This is a genomic window from Devosia sp. UYZn731 (genome assembly GCF_040546795.1).
Lineage (GTDB): Bacteria > Pseudomonadota > Alphaproteobacteria > Rhizobiales > Devosiaceae > Devosia.
In genome coordinates this window covers 75,396-96,245 of sequence record NZ_JBEPOL010000009.1, presented here as the reverse complement: position 1 = coordinate 96,245, position 20,850 = coordinate 75,396, and the positions used below count along the sequence as shown (strand labels likewise).

The following is a 20,850-nucleotide window of genomic DNA, read 5'->3' as shown; positions in this document are numbered from 1 at the left end:
TGCACTTCGATGGGCTCAAATCTCTCGAGGAGTTAATGAGATTCGTCACTAATCAGTGGGACTAATAGCGCCATCGCACTTGCAGCGAAGGAACGAAACGATGTCTCTTGGTTCGCGCTTCTGGCCTGCTATTGTACTTGCCGCTTTGGCGTCGCATTCCGCTCAAGCTGCTGACTGGGTTTCCCATCAAGCTGGAGACGGCAGAATAATCCAGATGCCTGTGCCGGGTCAGCCCATTTCTGTTCGCCGATACAGGGTGCAAACGAGCGACAGACCTTATGTGCACTTGAAACGCTCGCTCAGACCGTCGGAGATCAACTACTTCGTTGATGAAGTGGGCCGCGGCGTTTTATCCGGCAACATTCGGCAGCAGTTGAACTTCTACGCACTGTGCCGCCGAGAGCCCGGTGAGCTTGTATGCATCGAGCTGTATTATCCCGCAGGCGTACACGGCGACTACGTGGAGACGATCGCAGATATTGCGAGATCGTTCGAAAACGAGGGTAGGCCATAGTTTACGAATGCCCTGCCGTAGATCGGGAGGGCTTCAGCGGTCCGGAGCTGCAGGCCGAGCGCCGAAGACCGGCGCGCAGGAAGGGCGAAAGACTCTCCCCACTGGGAAGAAAGGTGGAGCGGATGGCAACTCACGGAGGCGGCGGCCTTTGAGCTACGCCGCCAGGTGGCCTCCGAAGCCGAAATCACCCAACGGCCATGGCTGAATTGGTCTTCCTTGATCTTCAGCGGCGCCGGCCTTGCTGTGGCAACGCTCGCGCTATTCGTATCGTTGTGAGGTGGAAATGTCAGTCCGTAAGCGCACATGGACCACCAACGGCACCAAGCATCCCGCTTTGCAGGCCGATTACCTTGATGGCAACGGCGAGCGCCCGCGCAAGCAATTCGCGCTGAAGAAGGACGCCGAGGCGTTCGAGAAGCGCGCCGCAGCCGAGGTGCCCGACGGCATCCTCAGCGTTGTAGCCAAGCACGAGCGCCTCTGCATTGGACTGCCGTGGATGCGGAATGGGCGCCGATCGCCGACGCGCTCCGCCGGCTGGCGAAGTGGAAATACCTGCTTGAAGAGCAGACCGACGACGGTCCTGCATACTCGCCGACTACCGCCGGACACGCCAAACTGCGCGATTGATCTGCGTCGGCAAACCGGGGACTTGCATCCGGGTCCTCGCCATAGGGGAAATAATACCGGAACCGTGAAGCGGGTGGGCGGTTTAGCCTACCCAACTCAAAGGAGGCGAAAATGGACCATACAAATCACGTTCGCCTAACTTCAGGGGAGCTCACGCCGTCAATTCTCGAAGGCGCAACCATCTATGGGGCCGACGATCATAAGGTGGGTAAGGTTGACCACGTGCATGGAGGCAACTCCGCAATCATCGACGTCGGCGGGTTTCCTGGCATTGGCGCGAAGCTAATCGCGGTACCGCTGAGCGACCTTGAGTTCATGCGCGACGAGAACGGCGACGTCCACGCAGTGACATCTTGGACAAAGGATCAGCTCGAAGAGATGCCCGAGCATCATCACTGATAGCGATAAGCCGGCCCTAACGGCGGGCTTTTTGCTGCCACGCTCAAACCATGTTGCGGCCCAATCGATCAGGCAGAACCGACGGGCTGCGAGGGAGCCCACCAGAGCCCCCACGCTAGGTTTCCTTGCAGCACCAGCGACTCCTTGGGTGCGCATTCGTTCGATAAGGATTTACCGACCTCATTTAGCAATGCGAAGCACCGTCACACTATAATGGTAAAATGGAACATGATCGCCGCAAACAGCCTAGACAAGCCGTGACGATTGGCGACACTCGTTGCCGGTGATGGGCTGGATCGCATGTCCGTTGCATTAACAGACATCTCCGATGCGGGAGCCGGCCTTGCATTTAAGCCGTCCGCGCCGCTTCACGGCGAGATCTACATGCGCATTCCGGACAACATCCTTCAGCCTTGCCGCCTCGTATGGCACCGGGATGGGCGTTTTGGCATAAGCTTCCTCTAGCCGATCACTGAGCGAGCACTCAGCGAAAAACTGGCCGGCGTACACGTCACCAGCTCCAGTTCCATCGCGTCGGGCGTGAGGTGAACAATACCGCTACGAAGGCACCGATACCAAGAAGCCGATCATCAACGTACCGCCAACGTGTCGAACGCTTGCCATCCTCGGAGTTAGACAGGCTATCCTGCTTCAGTGTACTATCCGTCTAACCGACGGGAACCCCTGCTATCAAGTGCAGCAAGGCCCAAGCGCAATAAACGGCCGCTGCAACGGCGGCATACTTATTCCGCTCAGATCGGCGAAGAAGTTGGCTGAAGATGGCGACCAAACCAACGCAGAGCGTCAAAAACACGTTAACCTCCTAAACGCTCACTTGGGTACCAAGCTCCACCACCCGCCCAGTCGGAAGAGCGAAATATTCCGTCGCATTGCTGGCGCTGTTTGCCAGCGCGATGAACAGGCGGTCCTGCCAGAATGGCATGCCGCCACGCCGTGTGGGTTTAAGCGTCCTTTTAGAAACGAAGAACGTTGTGGACGACACGTCTAGGCTGAGACCTGCGGTTTGCGCTTTGATTAACGCTTTGGGCAGATTTGGAGTCTCCATATATCCGAAAGTCAAAACCAAACGGGTGAAGCGGTCATTGATGGGCTCAATTTTGACGCGTTCATCGTCCGCAACATGAGGCGTTGTGGCGGTTAGCACGCTTAGGACAATGTTTTGTTCGTGCAGGGTTTCAAAGTGCTTGATGCAGTGTAGGAGTGCCACGGGTGCCCCTTCAATCTCGCTGGTCAGATAGATCGCAGTGCCTTTTATCGTGTGAAGCTTCTTGCTGGCTATGCTGTCGAGGACGCTATTGAGCGGAAGGGACTGGGCTTTTGTTCGGCGCAACAGCAACTTGCGCCCTCCTATCCAGGTCTGCATGATAAAAGCCAGAGTGGCTGCGACGACTGCGGGCACCCAACCCCCTTGAGCAAATTTAGCCAAGTTAGCTATAAAGAAACCGGTGTCCACGATTACAAGCGGGATGATCAGCAGCAGGGCTGCACCGATTTGCCACTTCCAAATGTTACGCATCACCACAAAAAGCAGAACTGCTGTGATTAGCATTTCTCCAGTCACGGCAATGCCGTAAGCCGCAGATAGCGCACTTGAACTCTGAAAGACGAGAACAAGAATTATGACGGCGATCAGCAGTAAGGTATTGACCCCAGGCATGTAGATCTGGCCGGACTGCGTTTTTGAAGTGTGCGTCACGCTAAACCGAGGCAGCAGATTAAGGTGCATGGCCTGCCGCGTAAGTGAGTATGCTCCCGAAATCACCGCTTGGCTGGCGATCACGGTTGCTGCTGCGGCGAGGATCACCATTGGTAGACGCGCCCAGTCGGGCTGCATTTCAAAGAATGGATGGTCTACAGCGCCCTCGTGGGCAAGAACAAACGCGCCTTGCCCGAAATAATTGAGGAGCAGACAGGGGAACACCAATGCGAACCAGGCAAACACGATCGGTTTGCGGCCAAAATGGCCCAGGTCGACATAAAGGGCTTCCGCTCCGGTGACTGCCAGAAACACTGCGCCGAGCACGACCAGCGTCAACCCGCCATGGGATGCGAGAAATTGGACCGCGTAGTATGGGTTGATGGCGGCAAGGATGCCTGGAGCATTGAAGATATGCACCAGTCCAGATATTCCCAAAACAATGAACCAGAGCGCCGTAACCGGTCCGAAGATCGACGCCACCTTGCCCGTACCGAAGCGCTGCACCAGGAAAAGCGCAACGATGATGGTCAAAGTTATAGGAACTACCCAGTCGGTAAACCGCGGCGTGACAACTTCCAACCCTTCCACTGCGGACAAGACCGAAATGGCAGGTGTGATAATCGCGTCCCCGAAAAATAGGGAAGCGCCGATAATGCCCAGAACGAGGACCCAGAGCGGGCGGCCGGCAATGCTGTTGCGGGCAAGAGTCATTAGCGACAAGGTGCCACCTTCACCCTTGTTGTCGGCGCGAAGCACAAAGCCAACGTACTTCACGGTCACGATGATGGTCAGAGCCCAGACGATCAAGGAGAGCAGCCCCAACACTTCGGGCCCAGTGACGGCTTCGCTGCCGCCCGCGGCGTGAAGTGCTTCGCGGAACGCATAAAGTGGGCTGGTGCCTATGTCTCCATAGACAACGCCGAGAGCTCCCATCACCAATGCAGGGAAATGACCCGCATGTGGCGGTGCAGGCAGTTCAGGATCGTCATCGCGAAAGTCAGCCATCGATCTCGCCCATAAGTAATCCGGTGCAGTTTGAACGCACGAGCCGGCTATCGGTATATCGCCACTCAATTCGCTTCTAAGCAATGACTGCTGATGGCTTGGCTGTCGAGTGGAAGTAAGCGTAACCGGCTCAGTGCAGCTGCTTGCTGAGTATTCACTCCAAAGCTCTGACTCAGTTGCCGATTTGGTTGCCACGGTTAAGCGGGCACAAGGCGGCCTTTGATCAGCAAGCGCGGGCTTACTCTCCGTTTCCGGAATTTAGATGCTGGTAGATGAATGGTATCCGCATTGGCTGTAAATGGCCGGGGTGGGGTCGCTATCGGACGCCCAGCAAGCTCCCATCGGTCGACTGTTGATTGCCACTGAGAAGTGACCCGGGGGGTGCGGATAAAAACTTGGACCGGTTATGCGGCGATGCCTGGACTTTTTCGGTATTCGACTGGGCTACGCGAGCCAGGGGATATCTTGATGCGCTTCTCGTTTTACATCGGATGTAGGAATCAACTTCATTGACGAACTGCTCGATCGTGGTGGCTCTCCAGTCCCGAGGGTAAAAGAGTTCCGTCTTTAGCCTGCCGAAGAAGCCCTCGCATGCGGCGTTATCTTGCGAGCATCCCTTGCGGGACATTGAGCGAACCAGCTTCGCGTCACCAATCCTCGATAGCCAACCTGGCCAGCGATAATGGGCACACCGCGATCAGAGTGAACTATGGGCCGTGCATCTGCGTCAGTCACAGTCTCGATGGCTGCATCCAGCATTGTGTTGACCAGATCGGCGTCTGGATGCCTTCCAATGGACCAGCTGATAGCAGTAAGCTATGATGCGACCGCCACCAAGCCGTCTCGGAAAACGTATTCAATAGGCTCGGCATTCGGCGGGTTGTCGAACAAGGCGAACACCCCCTTGCCATCCTCGTCCTCGATCGTCGGTCGATCAAGTGGCAAGATCGCAAGCGACCATCCGCCAGCCCCGCGCTCGTAGAGTATGACGCCAGTCGCAGTGCCGTAATTTCTAGGGATATCCCAAATTGGCACGAAATATACTTGGGCGCAGTCGGAGCAAAGCTTCACCATTTGAACGTCCTCGGGCGTGAAACCGGCATTGCCAATTCCGACACTCTGCCACTCGTTTTCCAACTGCGAAACCGCTACGCGAACTCCCCGTATCTCGGTATTTTGCTCAACAGTCAGAGTAACATCATAGCCCAGGTCAACCATAACGATGTCCTGGGCCAGGGTTGGGCACGCTGCCAGCACCACCACAAAGCCGACTAATCCGGCGAATGTATTGCTCATTCCTATCCCCGAAGTTTTTCCTGCCCGTCAAACACCAGTATTAGCAGCTCAATGGCAGCTTTTGAAACTACATCAAGGCGGCGGCGATCGGGTTGCTTATGGGCCGGCAGGAATGGGGTGGCTTGCAGACTGACCGCTTTTCAGCGGAGAGACGTCGGAAGCGGACGCCTTGAGACAGTGCTGAAAGTTCGTCACACGGGCATGCGAATATAACGCGCATATTTTTTTCGTCAGCTCGCACGTCCAGCAGACCGCCATGTGCTTGGTTCGTCGGGCGGAGATTTAGGCAGCCTTGCCGTAAGGCAGGATTACATTTGCCTCCCGCTACTGGGTGATTGCTCGCGATGCGTGATGCAGCCAATTTTTCGTTTTGAGTGGCCCGTCCCACACGTTCGAATTGATCAGCCAAGATAACGCCGAACCATCGCCACCACTGACACAGGCTTTAATTTGTCGTCCCCGCAGGGGGCGTAGTTGCCGCCGCGGGTTGTGGCACGAGAGCTGCCTGGCCGGTCGGCGTTTGATCGGTCCCGATTGGTTGCGGCGTGACGGTGCCATCACCGTTGGCGACGCGCCAAATCGTGTTGCCAACATCATCCGCAATCAGCAGCGCGCCAGTGCCATCGATGCCGAGCCCGACTGGTCGGCCATGGGCACTGTCGCCCTCGACAAAACCGGTCACCACGTCGACGGCCTGACCATCGGGCGCGCCGGCCTTGAACGGCACGTAGACGACCTTGTAGCCGGCATAAAAGCTGCGGTTCCAGCTACCGTGTTCTCCGACAAAGGCGCCATTGGCAAAGGCGACTGGCATGGCGGTGTTGACTGTAAAGGTCATACCCAGCGGGGCCACGTGGCTGGAAAGGGCATAGTCGGGAGCGATGGCCTTGGCCACCATATCTGGTCGCGGCGGCTGCACGCGGACATCGACGTGATCGCCATAATAGCTCCATGGCCAGCCATAAAAGGCACCGTCCTTCACCGACGTCATATAGTCGGGCACCAGATTTGGACCGAGCTCGTCGCGCTCGTTGACCACTGCCCAGAGTTGGCCCGTATCGGCATTGAACTCCAGCCCGTTCGGGTTCCGAAGGCCTGTGGCATAGAGGCGGCCGGCGCCGGTTTTGCGGTCTATCTCCCAGATCGCTGCACGGTTCAGTTCCGCCGCCAAGCCATTTTCGGTTATATTGGAATTGGATCCCACACCGGCATAAAGCTTGGTGCCATCAGGGCTGAGAGCAAGATCCTTTGTCCAATGGTGGTCGATCGGGCCACCCGGCAACTGCGTCAGCACAGTGGGCTGCGCGGTGATCGACGTGTCGCCGAGCTTATAGGGGTAGGACACGATGGCATCGGTGTTGGCGACATAAAGCGTATCGTCAATCCATGCCACACCGAATGGCGAGTTGAGGTCGGTCAGCAGATCGTGAGTTTCGTCGACCTTGCCGTCGCGGTTGGTGTCACGCAGCAGGGTAATCAGATTGCTTTGTTTGGGCTTGCCGCCGCCACCGCCATGGGCAATGGACATAATCCAGCCGCGGATCAAATCCTTGGGCCGCCCCAACGGTTCGCCCGAAGGACCCTGCGACTGTACCACCAGCACGTCGCCGTTGGGCAAGGTGTGGACAGTGCGCGGATTGGCCAGGTCGGTCGCGTAAGCGCTAATGGTCAAACCATCGGCGACCGTGGGCATTGCGCCGTCTTTCCAGCCAACCACGCCAGCAACTTTGACGCTCGCGACCAGTTCATGCTCTGGCTCGGGCAAGACCGGATTCGGCCCGACCTGCTGGCTGGGATCGAAATCGGCCGCGCCAGCCCTGCCTGCAAGCAACAGGCCCGTCAGCAACAAGATACCGGTCGATCTAAAGCGAATGGATTTGGTCATTGGTGCCCTAGCCGGCGCGACCTGATAAAGCGCCCGTAAAAATCAGTGATGAGCAAGACCACGACTGTGATGGCGGAAAGCACGAGCCCCGACGGCACCACGGCGATCCAACCATCGGCGGAATGCACCAGACTGTTCCAGAAGGCCAAGGCCAGGACGATCAAGCTGCCAAGCGCGTGCAGCCAATAGGGCCGCCGATCCTCGCCGCGCTGCATGAACAGTTCAACGATGCCGACGAGCAGGGCTACACCTCCGACCACCAGGCCGGCGAACAGCAGCCAATCGGAGAAATTTTGCCACATCAGATTGGCGGTTTTCCAATAAGTGATATCCGTCAGCAGCGCGAGGATGAAGCAGACGTTGGGGAACTGCAAAAGCGCAGAATGGAGTTGCAGGACAAAAAGCCCCGAAGATGATTGTCGATAGGTGCGTGGCATTGGTCCCAGCTCTCGTACGGCAGTCATAGAGTCAATCGGGCGGTGGCTAACAACTGGCCACGCTGGGTTGGGTTGCGATCATGAAAAAATTAAACCGAGGGTTAGTCGATTTATCCATACTCGGAGGCCTGAAATGCGGCCATAGCCACGACGCCAACCGAGCAGGGCCTCCGCATTACGCCCCATTTCGCTCGTTGAGGCCGGGATTTTGATTTCCCAAATCCTGCCATTCCGCTGCCGTTGGCTCGATGTCGATAATGGGGTGGTTTCCTGCCGGTCCGCTTCTTGCGGCGAAACTGGGAAAGCGGCCATCCAGGTGGCCGTTTCAATTTCCTAAAAGCTGACCATCTGCTCAGGTGAACGCAATGGCGCAAACGGGGTGGCTGGCGGGCAGGCCGCTTTTGGAAGATAAATTTCCAAATAGGATGCCTGACCACGTCCTGTCACCCGAACTGGACCCTAGTCCTGAGCAGAAGGACAGGCGGCGATCTTGGGAAGCCTGAGCTTGGTGGGAGCAGCGAGACCATGAGGACCAACTGCACCCGATCAATCAGGCGGCGGCGCGGTTTGGTTCTTGAATAAAGGCGTCGACGAACGCCTCCATCGAAGCTTCTCCTAGATCCACGGCCTTGGCGCCTTCGCCATGGATCACTGTCACGTTCGTGATGCCGAGCACGTTGAGAATGGCCTCAAGGTAGCGCGGGGCAAAATTGAGGTGATCGATCGGCGAGGCCTCACCGTAAACCCCGCCTGATGCCAGGATCACGGTAGCCTTTTTTCCAATCAACAGACCCTTACCGTCGAAGCCAAGCGTAAGGCCCTTTCGCACGATGTGGTCGACCCACGCCTTGAGGCTGGCTGGAATATTGTAATTGTAGACCGGCGTGGCGATGATCAGTTCGTCAGCCGCCAGCAATTCGGCGACCAGCGTGTCGGAGAGACTCAGTTGCTCCACCATGTCCGAGGTGTGGGCCTGCGGTGAGGTAAAATAGGCCGAGAGCCACGGCATGGTCACGTGCGGCAGCGCATCCTTGGACAGGTCGCGTCGCACCACCACTCCTTTTGGGTTCCTGCCCTGCCAGTTGGCAACAAAACGTTTAGTCAGCTGGCGGGAAACCGAAGCTTCTCCGCGCGAGCTGGTTTCGACAACGAGAAGGTTGGGCATAGCGTCCGCACTTTCTTGGCTGCAATAGCCGGAACAGATGAAGACTATGTAGGGCTACCCGCTTGCCATAAGGAGTGATAATAAACCGATCAACTCTATCGGCAAACGAGATGGACAGTGATCGGCAGCCTTAGTCTCGACCAATTGCGCATCTTGGTGACGATCGCCGACGTCGGCAGCTTCTCTGCGGCTGGGCGCCAATTGCGCCGCGCGCAATCGGCGATCAGCCAATCGGTAGCGACACTGGAAGCCGGCCAGGGTGTCCTGCTGTTTGACCGAAGCGGCCATCGGCCGCGCCTGACCGAAACAGGTCGGGTTCTCGTCGACCAGGCAAGGCTGGTGCTCTCTAGCGCCGCACGCTTCGAAGCTGTCGCGACGGGCGCGCGTGGCGGGGTCGAACCCGAACTGGCTTTGGCCATCGATCCGCTCGTGCCGACCGGCCCGCTTATTGAAAGCCTCCGCGGACTGCACCAGGCCTATCCGCATCTGCCCATCAGCTTCTCGACCGAGGGACTGGGTGGAGCCCTGCGCCTTTTGCGCAGTGGCGAGGTAGCCCTGGCCTTCTGCCTGCTGCTGCCAGCGGTGCCGTCGGACGTCGTTGCTTCGCCACTGCTGCGCGTTGCGCTGATGCCTGTGGTCGGCGCCGGACATCTATTGGCCGCGCTCGGTCGGCCGGCAACTCGAGATGACCTCGAGAGCCATGTTCAACTTGTCCTGTCTGATCCGGTCGATCGGGAGGGGAACGACTACGGCTTGGCCAGCGCAACGCGGTGGCGCTTTGTCGACCTGGGGCGCAGACTGGACTTCCTGCTAGCGGGGCTCGGTTGGTGCCGGATGCCAAGTCATTTGATTGTCGAGCACCTCAGAGCCGGCAATCTGGTGCAAATCGATCTAGCCGAAGATGCTCGTGACCCGGCAGACGACCTGACCATCTACGCCGCACGCAGGGTGGACAATGAACCTGGTCCGGCCGGACGTTGGCTTCTCAACGATTTGCAGGTCCGACTGTCGCTCTAATTCGATGGGATCTGAATAAGGCTCAATCGGTTTGCGGCATGAGAGAGCAGTTGGCCGAGGATCGCAATTCCGAAGGTAGCGGCCGCTTTCGGAATTTCAAATTCACTTGATGAAGGCGTCCGCCCGCCAGTGCAACATGGCAGGCTCAACCGGACGCCCTTCCAGAGTTGAAGCCTCTGCTGTGCCCTAGACCGGAAAGAAGCCAGCCGGCATCAGAAGCGGTATCGCGAAGCAGGATTGCCGGTCTGGGTCGCTGCGAACAGCGCATCGCGGGCGGATTCGTAGCGTGTCCAAAGCTCCGCATCGTTTACCGATGGCAGGGTTGTGCTTTCGCCGCTGTCGAGCCCTGCCAGTGCCGCGTCGACCAGATTATCGACGCTCATGACGAGCTCCTTTGGTATCGAATCGAGCGGCATGATACTCCCGTCATAGATTTCGGTGGCAACACCGGCTGGCAGCACGGCCTGTACCCGAACATTGGTATCCTTGAGTTCGGCCTGCAGGCCCTTGCTGAACAACAGGACATAGGCCTTGCTGCCGCTATAGGCCGAGGTGATCGGGAAGGCATTGAAGGCCATGACCGACCCGATATTGACGATCGTCCCGCGGTTGCGGGCGATAAAGCCCGGCAGCGCCGCGCGCGACAGGTGGGTCAGCGCAGTGATGTTCACCGCGATCATGGTATCGATCACCTCCTGCGGCAGGGTTGTGGAACTGCCAAGCGGTGAGACCCCGGCGTTGTTAACCAGGATGTCGACCGAAACGTCTGCCTTGAGGATATCGCCGACTTCTGCCACGCCAGCTTCGGTCGACAGATCGGCAATGACGGTGCGAACCGCGACGCCATAAGTGCCAGCCAGGTCATTGGCAAGCTGTTCAAGCCGGTCGGCGCGGCGGGCAACCAAGATCAGGTCGTGGCCGCGCGCCGCCAGACGCCTGGCGTAAGTCGCCCCAATGCCGGATGAAGCGCCGGTGACAAGGGCCGTGGAGCGGGTGGTGTTGGACATTTGGTATCTCCGTTCGAATTGTGACTAGGAGATAGGATAAGGACGCCTTCTTGATTAGACTGAACAATGTGAATGGGTTCATTGGCTGGGTCTATGAATGAAGCGTGAGGATTTGAGCGATCTGGCGGCCTTTGTCGCCGTTGCCGAGGAATGCAGTTTCACGCGCGGAGCGGCCCGGCTCGGGCTGTCGCAAGCGACGCTGAGCCAAACGGTCAGTAATCTCGAACGACGACTTGGCATTCGGTTGTTGGCTCGCACGACACGCAGCGTTCGCACCACCGAGGCCGGGCAAAGGCTGCTCGACACTCTTAGGCCGGCCTTCGCGTCCATCGACGAGCAGGTGCAGGCGCTTGCGGCCTTGAGCGATACCCCCTCGGGGACCATCCGACTAACATCGATCCGCTATCCGGCCATGGCCCTGGTCCTGCCGGCGCTACCCGACTTCCTCAAAGCCTATCCTGGCGTCAAGTTGGAGATCTCCGTCGACGATGCCTTCACCGACATCGTGGCAGGTGGCTTCGACGCCGGTATCCGCTTTGGCCATCAGGTCGAAAAAGACATGGTCGCGGTGCCCATCGGCCCGGATGCCCGCGCAGCAGTGGTGGCGACACCGTCTTACTTCGAACGGCATCCAAAACCTGACAGTCCGCGCGATCTTCACCTGCACGATTGTATCAATTTCCGTCTGGCCAGCGCAGGCAACATCTTTCGCTGGCAATTCTGGGAGAACGGTCGTCCCCTTGAGGTCAAGGTTGACGGCGCACTTACCGTAAACGACGGCGATACTTTGGAGGCGGCAGTTATCGCAGGGATCGGGCTCGCCTACATTTTTGAGGACCAGGTGGCTGACCATCTGACCAGTGGCCGGCTAATCCGCTGCCTTGAAGCGTGGTGCCCACCCTTGCCGGGTTATCACCTCTATTATCCGACGAGGCGCCAGAAGACACCGGCTTTGACAGCACTGATCGATACCCTTCGCCTCAGACGGTGACGTAGCCAAAGTCGGAGCATCGTACCTTGATGTGCAAAACCTGAGCTGAATGTCTGCAACGGGGTCGCGTTGGCCATAGTACCGACCTTGGCTGAAAACGGTTCATTCGGGGTACGAAGGGAACTGGCATCTTTCGCACTCCTCCCTAAAACAGGCTGCCGTTTCTATTTCAAAGTTCCGGTCAACACCTCCCTCAGCGCCGTTGGAGCGCGTCCAGATAGACGTTCCACGTCACCAGTCACGATATCCATTCCGCCATTTGCGAAGTGGTGCTGAATACTAACCAGAACATCGACGAAATCCGTTGGCATTCCAGCTTGTTCTAGATTTTTCTGGAATGCCCCAGGCGTCACGACGGCAAAACCGAAAGGCTTACCAGTAATTTCGGCAATGAGGGCTGCGCGCTCGGCTCCGGAGTAAGCCTTGGCCCCCGTGGCTGTATATGTCGCCCCAGCGTGCCCCTCGCCTAACAAAATTCCTGCGGCGGCGGCGGCAATATCGTCGCGCGCCACAAACGCCACGCGGTTTTCGGCAAAGCCAGCCAAAGCGCCTTGCTGCGCCGCCATAACCGCCTCCTGCGCAAGGGACTCGGCATAGTAGTTCATGCGCAGGATGGTCCACCGCAGCGCGTTCTGTATGAGGTAGCGCTCACCGGCCCAATAGGCTGCTCCGACGTCCGGTTCTGCCACCTCGCGAGCGCCAGCCCCCGACAGGATCACAATGTGCTTTACCTCGGCCGCGACGGCAACTTTGATCGCAGCAATATTTTGCTCGCTGCGCTTGCCTGGGCGCATGTCGTTTGACGGGATCAGAACCAGCCGATCTAACCCGGCATAGGCAATTGCCAACGTCTCTGGCTGGTCGTAGTCCCCAAAACGCCCCGTGACGCCGGGAGGCGCATTTTCCGGGGTACGTGAGATGGCAATGATGCCCCGACCTTGTGCCCCCGCTGCCAGTTCCCGCAAGATGGCCTGACCGAGATTGCCGCTCGCGCCGCTTACGCCGATATTCATCACCTGAGCCACCTTTGTGTCACGAACATTTTGTTCGTGATGATATGATGGTAACCGGCAAGCCGCGCAAGAACGCACGATTTGGTGCGTCGCGAACACATCTGATCGTAGAGGTACTGGCATGGCGAAGGTACAATCGGAGCTTTTAGTTCCAGAGATCGCAACCGAGGTTGCTGCCAACTGTAAAGCGCTAGGCCGCATCCTTGACCGGATCGGCGACAAATGGACAATCTTGGTTGCCGAGGCTTTGAGCCATGGTCCGTTGCGCTTCAACGCGCTGCAGCGCACCATCCCAGGCATTTCACACCGCATGCTCACACTGACACTACGGGGCCTTGAGCGAGACGGTCTTGTGGGGCGGACTATGTTTCCCACCATTCCGCCTCGCGTAGACTATGCCTTGACCGACGCGGGCCATTCCTTAAAGACGCCGCTGCAGTCGCTCGTTGAATGGGCACGGGCACGCCACGAGGGGATTGCGGCAGCGCAGGCGCTTTTCGATCAGCGCCAGCAGTCATAACGCCAACCCCAATCTTGGCCCTGATCGGGCGCGTCGGGGCCAGACGTTCAGCATTGGATCGGGGTTTTGCAGTTCAAATGGACAGCATCGGTGACGACCTCGCATGCAGTCCGCGAAATCATCGTTGAGCACTGAAACTGGATAGGGAGCCTTCCGATTGCGACTAAAGGCCAGATTTTGTTGGGCTGGCTCGGCGTGCTCTAGTCCGCTCAGCCAAGCGTTTTTGTCATAAAGGCTGACATGGTTTCGGGCTCCCGCCCCAGCATGTTGGCCAGTGTGCTGTCCACCTGTCTGAATTCGCCCGCACGCGCTGCATAATAGTAGCCCATCATCACCCCAATGCCTGCCTGAGGCACCCCGGATGCCTCGGCATTCTTTCTCATGTCCTCGTCACTCATCACCGTGCGAGGGATTGAGGTGCCCAGGATTTGTCCAGCCATTTGGGCAATATCTGCCAGGTCCAGCGCTTCGCTGCCTGTCAGCGGCGCCGTGGGGCCGTCAACCACATCGTTGCTGGTCAGAAGCGCGGCATCGGCCGCAGCGAGGTCATCGTGGGTTGTCCAAGCGACTTTTCCGTCTAGCGGAGCAACAATCGTGCGCGCCTTAATGCCCCGGGCGTTCATCGCCATCCCACTCGCAGCGTAAAAGCCATGACGCAGGGCCGTCCACGGCAGGCCGGATTCCGCCAGCATCATCTCTGTCGCAGCGTGATGTCTGGCTGGTGGAAACAGTGAGCTCGATGAACTTGATACCTGGCTGGTGTAGAACACCCGGCCAACCTTGAGGCGCTGCGCCACTTCTATCGCAGTTGCATGTTGCTTCAGCGTATCGCCGCCGGTTGCCGCAGCGTTGGATGAAACAAGCAGCAGCCGGTCTGCGCCGTCCCAGGCGTGGCGCAAGCTCTCGGCATCTTCGAAGTCTCCCCCACGCACGCGAACGCCCAAGGACGCAATATCCGCAAGCTTTTCAGGATTTCTGCAACTGGCCCCAATGCGTTCGGCGGGCACCAGCCGCAGCAGATTTTCGATGATCTTGCGTCCCAGTTGGCCGGAAGCGCCTGTGACGACGAGCATTTTGGTTCTCCTGGTTGGCCAGTTGGCGCTGTGCCATCTGCCGAGTGATGTCGGTCGGTTGTAACTGTTCTCCGTTGGGCTGATAATCGGCCCGATTTCGAATGGGGCGATCTCTGTGAAGAACAATGTGTCGGCTGACAGTCTTCGGATTTTCCTGGCTGTGTTGGAGGCTGGCGGTTTTCGCGTGGCTGCCAAGCGGCTTGGGATAGCCCCCTCGAAAGTCAGCACGACGGTGTCACAGATTGAGACCGACCTCGGCGTCCCCCTGTTCTTGCGATCAACGCGTAGCGTTGAGGCTACCGAACATGGCCGCAAGCTGGCCGAACAGATTGGCCCGCTTTTGGCCAGTGTCGATCTTGCAGTCATGGAGATAGCCAGTTCTACCGACAGGGTTCGCGGCAGACTCAAGCTCAATGTGCCAGGAGCGGTCGTGCCCGACATCCTCCCGCCAATCCTGTCGGCTTTTCACCAAAAGCATCCCGAAGTCGATGTCGAGGTGGTCGTTGAGAATGATCTCGTCGACATCATCGCGGCCGGCTGTGATGCAGGTATCCGCTATGGGGCGCAACTGGCGAGGGACATGATATCCATTCCCATCGGCCCCCGTACGCAGCGCGTGTCCCTTGCTGCCTCCCCTTCCTATGTGGCTGCGCACGGCCAGCCAAAAGGCCCCGCCGACCTTGTCGACCACCAGGCAATCCGATTTCGATTGCCCGGTGGCAGTCTCATGCCCTGGAGACTGCAACGAGGAGAAGAGGAGGTCAGGGTCGAGGCAAACCCAAGTCTTGTCATCAGCGTCAATGCCCTCGATAGCGCCCTTAGCTACGCGCGAGCCGGAATAGGCATTATCGGGGCATTCGAGAACTGGTGCGAAGAGGACTTCCGCAGCGGCCAGCTCCTTCCTATCCTGCAAGATTGGTGGAAAGTTCTGGAGGGGCCGCGCCTGTATTATCCGAGCCGTCTGGCGGCGGCACCCTTGCGTGCCTTTATCGAGATGTGCCGTGCTCGTGAAACCAACGACACCCCAGCAGGCTAGATTTGCCTTGTGAGCGAATAAGCCGTCAAACTAGACGCGAAATTAGACCGCGCAGGCCAAGTGGCAGCTTTTGGGACGCCACCATTTGCCCTTGTGCGGCCAACGAGGAGCCGTTGCCGACGGGCGACTTGGTGGTGGGAAGGAGAACGGGTACTCCCGGAAAGGCAGATGACAAGAGCTGCCGTTCCGAGAGGGTGGTCTAGAGCGTTCTAGCGACTGAAGTCAGGCTTTTCCCAGTCTAGCCGCGGACGTGTTTAGCAGCGCCGGCCTCCTTGGCAAAATCGATGAGAAGTGCGGCGAGCTGGGCTGGCCGCTCCTGTTGAATCCAGTGACCTGCGCCGTCGATCATCTCGATATTTCTCATCTTCGTCGCCCCCCTCGCCTTCATCTGATCGAGCGCGCCCGGCGACACGTAGGTCGCCCAATCGCTTGTCCCAGTGATAAAGAGCGAAGGGACATCGATCGTCCGGCCCGAGAACATTCGCAGCTCAGCCGTCAAGGCATGGTCGGTATAGACGCGGTAGGTCTGGAGGGCGCCCTGGAATCCTGTTCGGCCATACTCGTCAGCATAGACGGCAAGTTCCGCCTCTGTCAGCCACTGGCAGGCTTCGATTTCGGCAGCTGTCGGTTGAAATGGCGCCACGTTCTCGGGCATCGTCTTGCCGCATTCCATGACATAATAGGTCGGCAATTGCGCAAATTCTTGCGGTGTCGGCGCTTTAAGCGGATGCGGCGTGTTGCCCGACCAGTCTCCGCTTTTGACATGGAAAAAGGTCCGAAGAAACGTGTGCAGGCCCTCAGGCGGGTGCGACAAGTCCTGGTTTGCCTCTCGCGTGCTCAGATACTGTTGGTAGATCATCCTGGGCGGGTTCAGCGCCGCCAGCGCGACGGCCAATTGCTGCTGACCAGTGTTCGCCTGGGCCGTTGCTGCGCCGCTCTCAGCCGTGTTGAACGGAAATGCCGGCACCCCGGGAAACGGCGCGCTCATGAGCACCACCGAGGGGAACACATCCGGCCGGACCATCGCACAAGAGCCTGCGACAGGTGAGCCGAAATCGTGTCCGATCAGCATGGCCGTTTGCCGATATCCCAGCGCTGAAACCAGCGCGATCGCATCGCGGGTCACGTTCAGGATGCTGAACGGGGTCAGCGCGCCGTCATAGTCACTCGACCAGCCGGTGGTGCGACCGAAACCGCGCTGGTCGGGCGCCACGACACGGTAGCCTGCCTCGGCCAGCAGCGGCATCAGGTGCCGCCAGCCATAGGCTAAATCCGGAAAGCCATGCAGCAGCAGCGCGAGCGGCCGGTCAGGGCTTTCGAAGCCAGCTTCGAGGATGTGAACATCGAGGCCGTTCACTGCGTGGATCATGCGCGATCGGACGCCTGCAGGGAGTGTGCCCTCGTCATATGAGGTCATTTCAGTTCCTTCCTTGGGGTGTGCATGCGCTGGTGGGGCATGGCTGCGACTGGCCAGTCGCACCCGTTGCCAACAGGGATCGGCGGGGTATTGAAAGCTGGGGTCAGGTAGTGGAGCATCGCTTACTCCTTTGTATGGTGCTCGCCATAATATGGCGATTGGTATAGCTGAGTCAAACCAATTGTGATATCGTTGCGAAATGACCCGTAAGACCGACGCCAGAGCCAATGCGATCGCCGCCGCCATTCGACTGTTTCGAATGCAGGGCTATACCGCGACTGGATTGACCCAAATCCTGGAGGAAAGCGGTGCGCCTAAGGGCTCGTTCTACTTTCACTTTCCCCGGGGCAAGGTGCAGCTCGCCGAGGAAGCGATCGATCAATACGTCGCCAACCGAATTGCCGTGCTGGGCGCGATTTCAGCCGATACGGCGGGCGATGCCCTGAGCTTTGTTCATCGACTGTGCGATGCCTTTGCGGAAGAGATGATCGCCTCGAACTTCCAGTACGGATGTCTCATGCAGAACCTGGCCAATGAGCTGCCGTCGCTCGACCCTGACCTGACGGCACGGGTCGCCCGCGGGTTTGTGGACTCAACCAAGATGGCGACGGAGCATTTCAAGCGCTGTGGGTTCGTTGCGGAGCAGGCCTCTTCCGCGGCATCCGCCTTGGTCGCCGCCCTCGAAGGGGCGCGCACGATCGCCCGGCTCGAACGCACGCCGGCGGTGTTCAGGGCGCTGGCGGATGTGAGTGCTCAAAGGTGGGCTGCGGATGTCCGCTAGACCCAAATGGCCCAGGACCATTTGATCGACGCTGCGAACTTGCTTGGCTTTTGGACACCCCGAGGCAGAGGAATGAAGACACACCCTCTCCTTGTGCGATGTTCTATGGATTAGCCAATTGAACTCGAGAGCCGACCCGCTCGTGTCAGAAGTATGTTTCTGCAATCGACTATCTGAGCATGTGTGGCAGCGTGTGCTCCGGTACTCGCACCGAGTATCTCAACTTTGCCTTGGTAGTCCGTAGCCCTAGCCGATCGCGGGCGACCGCTTGCAACCAATCTGCCCTAGGTGCATTTATCGTCTCGGGCTGAGAGTATCCTTACATGACAGACAACGGTGCCAGCGGGCACGCTTTCCTCGCTGGCGGCGGCGAACTTGCAAATTTGATCCAGGCATTTGAGTGGACGCAGACGCCCCTCGGCAGCATCGAAACTTGGTCGCCGATATTGCGTACGAGCGTGAGTATCGCTCTTCGTTCGCCCGTTCCGATCGTCATGCTGTGGGGTGAACAGGGCATCATGCTTTACAATGACGCGTATTCCGGTTTCGCTGGCGCGCGCCATCCTCAACTGCTTGGCTCGCCCGTGCTCCAAGGATGGCCCGAGGTCGCAGACTTCAATGACCACGTCATGAAAGTAGTCTTCGGGAGTGGCGAGACCCTTGCTTTTCGCGACCAAGAACTGAGCCTATATCGCAGTGGCCGTCCCGACCAAGCTTTCATGAACCTCGACTATTCACCCATCATTGATGAGTCAGGAACGCCCGTCGCAGTGATCGCCATCGTGGTCGAGACAACAGCCAAGGTGGCGGCAGAGGCATGGTTGGCCAGCGAGCGCGACCGCATGCGGCAGATGTTTGAACAGGCGCCCGGTTTCATGGCACTGCTCGACGGGCCTGAGCACGTATTCGACCTGACTAACGCGGCCTACATGCAGCTCATCGGGCATCGAAATGTCATCGGGATGCCCGTTCGCAAGGCTTTGCCAGAAATCGAGGGCCAAGGGTTTTTTGAACTGCTCGATGGCGTTTATTCCACGGGACAGCCTTTTGTTGGGCGTGGTCTGACGGCCTACATCCAGCGCAGTCCGGGGGCGGCGCGCGAAGAGCGCTTCCTCGATCTCATCTACCAGCCAGTCCGCGACCCGAGCGGCAAAGTTGTGGGGATATTCGTCGAAGGGGCCGACGTCACGGAAGGCATCGTTGCGCGGGAAGACCTGCGGGCCAGCAAGGAACAGTTCGAGCTTTTTGCCGAGGCAATGCCGAACCATGTCTGGACAGCCGATGCTGATGGAATGCTTGACTGGTTCAACAGTCGCGTCTTTGAGTATAGCGGTCTCAGCTTCGCGGCTCTCGATGGGGCTGGCTGGAGCAGCATGGTCCATCCCGACGACATGACGGCTGCCGCCGAACGCTGGAGTGAAAGCCTGGGAACAGGAAAGGCGTATGAGACCGAGTTTCGACTTCGCCGACACGACGGGACTTACCGTTGGCACTTGGCCCGCGCAGTGGGCCTGCCCGATGCGCAAGGCCGGGTTGGCAGGTGGATTGGCACCAATACGGACATCGATGACCAGAAGAAGATTTCCCAGCAATTGCTGGAGAGCGAAGCGCGACTGAGTCTGGCCATTGGTGCTGGCCAACTGGCAGTTTGGGATTACGATATTGCGGGAGGACGGGTATCCTCGTCTGCAGCACTCAATCGGCTGTTCGGCTTTCCTGCCGACGTCGATCCGTCGCCTGAGGACTACTTCAGCCGTTACGCGCCCGGCGAAGCCGAACGCCTGGCACAAGTCGGCCGCGACACGATGCTCTCCGGCGGCTCGGAGCTCGAGGCCGAAGTCCGGGTACTTTGGCCCGATGCGACGGAAAAATGGCTGCTGATACGCGCTCAGCTTTCCGACGCAGGACGGAGGGCAATTGGCGTCGTCATCGACACGACCGAGCGCAAGCAGGCTGAACAGGAACTTGCACAAAACGAGCTGCGTTTCCGGATGTCACAGCAGGCCGCCGGCATCGCCTCCCTCGAACTCGACATCGCAACCGGGACGGTCATTGGTTCGGATCATTTCTGGGAGATTTGGGGTCTGCCGAAGCTCGAACGGGTCAATATCGGCTTATTGGAAAACCTCGTCCTGCCCGAATTTGGCGAGGTTAGGTCGACACAGCAGACACGGGAGGCGGGTACGGCTGTTCACAGTGTTGAGTATCGCATTCGCCGGCCCGACAACGGCCAAATCCGATGGTTGTCTCGTCACATCGAGTTCTTACACGACGAGACCGGCAAGCCGATAAAGATGTTCGGCATCATGCAAGACATAACGGACCGACAGGAAGCGCAGGCGCGGCAGGAACTGCTGACCCATGAGCTCGAGCATCGTATTAAGAACATCCTTGCTATGGTTTCAGCCATCGCCTCCCAGACGTTGCGCAATACTGATCTTGAAACAGCAGCCGCCAATTTCAGCGAGCGCCTGGCCGCGGTGTCCACGGCTCATGACGTTATGGCGCGGACGCGATGGACATCCGCGGGACTCTCCGAGGTCGTTGGTTCGGCCATGTCGCCGTTTCCGAAGGATCAAATTTCCATTTCCGGTCCCGACGTGGCACTGACGCCCAAGAAGGCCCTCACACTTGCACTGGCCGTGAATGAGCTTGGTACCAACGCCATGAAGTATGGCGCGTTCTCTCAAGACACCGGTATGGTGCAAATCGACTGGGAATTGCGCGACAGTGAGCAGGGATACGAGCTGGTATGGACCTGGCGAGAATCCGGCGGTCCCTCGGTTACCGCGCCAGCCCGTCGCGGCTTTGGCCGCTTTCTGGTGGAGCGGGTGTTTGCTGCCGACTTTGGCGGGACCGTCGTGGTCGACTACCAGGCTGGCGGAGTAGTCTGCACGTTGGTGGCACCCATGCCTGAACTCTCACAGCATGGGAAGGTCGCTTGATC

19 protein-coding genes and 1 pseudogene are annotated in these 20,850 nt (G+C 58.6%); 9 read left to right on the top strand and 11 right to left on the bottom strand.

The window, feature by feature from the left end; all coding sequences use genetic code 11:
- Positions 1–100 precede the first annotated feature (100 nt).
- Positions 101–514 carry a hypothetical protein gene (locus ABIB57_RS21300; RefSeq protein ID WP_354043257.1) on the top strand — a complete coding sequence of 138 codons (414 nt, stop codon included), beginning with the start codon at positions 101–103 and terminating at the stop codon, positions 512–514.
- 286 nt (positions 515–800) lie between these two features.
- Here ABIB57_RS21300 and ABIB57_RS21295 read toward each other — a convergent pair whose 3' ends face one another.
- Positions 801–983 carry a hypothetical protein gene (locus ABIB57_RS21295; protein WP_354043256.1) on the bottom strand — a complete coding sequence of 61 codons (183 nt, stop codon included), beginning with the start codon at positions 981–983 and terminating at the stop codon, positions 801–803.
- Between the two features lie 269 nt (positions 984–1,252).
- Between ABIB57_RS21295 and ABIB57_RS21290 the strand changes: the two genes are divergently transcribed.
- Together ABIB57_RS21290 and ABIB57_RS21285 are read left to right on the top strand one after the other, a co-directional pair.
- On the top strand, positions 1,253–1,540 hold the full coding sequence (locus ABIB57_RS21290; protein ID WP_354043255.1) for a PRC-barrel domain containing protein: 288 nt from the start codon (positions 1,253–1,255) through the stop codon (positions 1,538–1,540).
- Positions 1,541–1,804: 264 nt separating this feature from the next.
- Positions 1,805–2,005 (top strand): PilZ domain-containing protein, encoded by a 201-nt coding sequence (locus ABIB57_RS21285; RefSeq protein ID WP_354043254.1) that lies wholly within the window; start codon positions 1,805–1,807, stop codon positions 2,003–2,005.
- Between the two features lie 358 nt (positions 2,006–2,363).
- On the opposite strand, the gene ABIB57_RS21280 is transcribed toward ABIB57_RS21285, so the two are convergent.
- The 6 genes and pseudogenes from ABIB57_RS21280 to ABIB57_RS21255 form a co-directional block, all read right to left on the bottom strand.
- Complete coding sequence (locus ABIB57_RS21280; protein ID WP_502914451.1) at positions 2,364–4,193, bottom strand: potassium transporter Kup; 1,830 nt, start codon at positions 4,191–4,193, stop codon at positions 2,364–2,366.
- Positions 4,194–4,669: 476 nt separating this feature from the next.
- Positions 4,670–5,072: pseudogene (locus tag ABIB57_RS21275) on the bottom strand (transposase); the annotation flags it as partial.
- A 9-nt stretch (positions 5,073–5,081) separates the two neighbouring features.
- Positions 5,082–5,561, bottom strand: a complete 480-nt coding sequence (locus tag ABIB57_RS21270; protein WP_354043252.1) for a hypothetical protein — start codon at positions 5,559–5,561, stop codon at positions 5,082–5,084.
- A 445-nt stretch (positions 5,562–6,006) separates the two neighbouring features.
- Positions 6,007–7,446 (bottom strand): PQQ-dependent sugar dehydrogenase, encoded by a 1,440-nt coding sequence (locus ABIB57_RS21265; RefSeq protein WP_354043251.1) that lies wholly within the window; start codon positions 7,444–7,446, stop codon positions 6,007–6,009.
- Positions 7,443–7,883 (bottom strand): DUF2231 domain-containing protein, encoded by a 441-nt coding sequence (locus ABIB57_RS21260; RefSeq protein ID WP_354043250.1) that lies wholly within the window; start codon positions 7,881–7,883, stop codon positions 7,443–7,445. The genes ABIB57_RS21265 and ABIB57_RS21260 overlap by 4 nt, the downstream gene beginning before the upstream one ends.
- Positions 7,884–8,433: 550 nt before the next feature.
- Positions 8,434–9,048, bottom strand: coding sequence for an FMN-dependent NADH-azoreductase (locus ABIB57_RS21255; protein WP_354043249.1), 615 nt, complete (start codon positions 9,046–9,048; stop codon positions 8,434–8,436).
- A gap of 117 nt (positions 9,049–9,165) precedes the next feature.
- On the opposite strand from ABIB57_RS21255, the gene ABIB57_RS21250 reads away from it, so the two are divergent.
- Complete coding sequence (locus ABIB57_RS21250; protein WP_354043248.1) at positions 9,166–10,065, top strand: LysR family transcriptional regulator; 900 nt, start codon at positions 9,166–9,168, stop codon at positions 10,063–10,065.
- Between the two features lie 212 nt (positions 10,066–10,277).
- Here the strand turns inward: ABIB57_RS21250 and ABIB57_RS21245 are convergent, their stop codons facing one another.
- Positions 10,278–11,072 carry an SDR family NAD(P)-dependent oxidoreductase gene (locus ABIB57_RS21245; protein WP_354043247.1) on the bottom strand — a complete coding sequence of 265 codons (795 nt, stop codon included), beginning with the start codon at positions 11,070–11,072 and terminating at the stop codon, positions 10,278–10,280.
- 97 nt (positions 11,073–11,169) lie between these two features.
- On the opposite strand from ABIB57_RS21245, the gene ABIB57_RS21240 reads away from it, so the two are divergent.
- Positions 11,170–12,063 (top strand): LysR family transcriptional regulator, encoded by an 894-nt coding sequence (locus ABIB57_RS21240; RefSeq protein ID WP_354043246.1) that lies wholly within the window; start codon positions 11,170–11,172, stop codon positions 12,061–12,063.
- Positions 12,064–12,227: 164 nt separating this feature from the next.
- Here ABIB57_RS21240 and ABIB57_RS21235 read toward each other — a convergent pair whose 3' ends face one another.
- On the bottom strand, positions 12,228–13,076 hold the full coding sequence (locus ABIB57_RS21235; protein WP_354043245.1) for an NAD(P)H-binding protein: 849 nt from the start codon (positions 13,074–13,076) through the stop codon (positions 12,228–12,230).
- 121 nt (positions 13,077–13,197) lie between these two features.
- On the opposite strand from ABIB57_RS21235, the gene ABIB57_RS21230 reads away from it, so the two are divergent.
- Positions 13,198–13,596, top strand: a complete 399-nt coding sequence (locus tag ABIB57_RS21230) for a winged helix-turn-helix transcriptional regulator (RefSeq protein ID WP_354043244.1) — start codon at positions 13,198–13,200, stop codon at positions 13,594–13,596.
- Positions 13,597–13,805: 209 nt separating this feature from the next.
- Here the strand turns inward: ABIB57_RS21230 and ABIB57_RS21225 are convergent, their stop codons facing one another.
- Positions 13,806–14,669, bottom strand: coding sequence for an NAD(P)H-binding protein (locus ABIB57_RS21225; protein WP_354043243.1), 864 nt, complete (start codon positions 14,667–14,669; stop codon positions 13,806–13,808).
- A gap of 115 nt (positions 14,670–14,784) precedes the next feature.
- On the opposite strand from ABIB57_RS21225, the gene ABIB57_RS21220 reads away from it, so the two are divergent.
- Positions 14,785–15,705, top strand: a complete 921-nt coding sequence (locus ABIB57_RS21220; RefSeq protein WP_354043242.1) for a LysR family transcriptional regulator — start codon at positions 14,785–14,787, stop codon at positions 15,703–15,705.
- A 238-nt stretch (positions 15,706–15,943) separates the two neighbouring features.
- On the opposite strand, the gene ABIB57_RS21215 is transcribed toward ABIB57_RS21220, so the two are convergent.
- Entirely contained in the window at positions 15,944–17,074 is a 1,131-nt protein-coding gene (locus ABIB57_RS21215; protein WP_354043241.1) for an alpha/beta hydrolase, read from the bottom strand.
- 247 nt (positions 17,075–17,321) lie between these two features.
- On the opposite strand from ABIB57_RS21215, the gene ABIB57_RS21210 reads away from it, so the two are divergent.
- Positions 17,322–17,903 (top strand): TetR/AcrR family transcriptional regulator, encoded by a 582-nt coding sequence (locus tag ABIB57_RS21210; RefSeq protein WP_354043240.1) that lies wholly within the window; start codon positions 17,322–17,324, stop codon positions 17,901–17,903.
- A gap of 323 nt (positions 17,904–18,226) precedes the next feature.
- On the top strand, positions 18,227–20,848 hold the full coding sequence (locus ABIB57_RS21205) for a PAS domain S-box protein (RefSeq protein ID WP_354043239.1): 2,622 nt from the start codon (positions 18,227–18,229) through the stop codon (positions 20,846–20,848).
- Positions 20,849–20,850 lie beyond the last annotated feature (2 nt).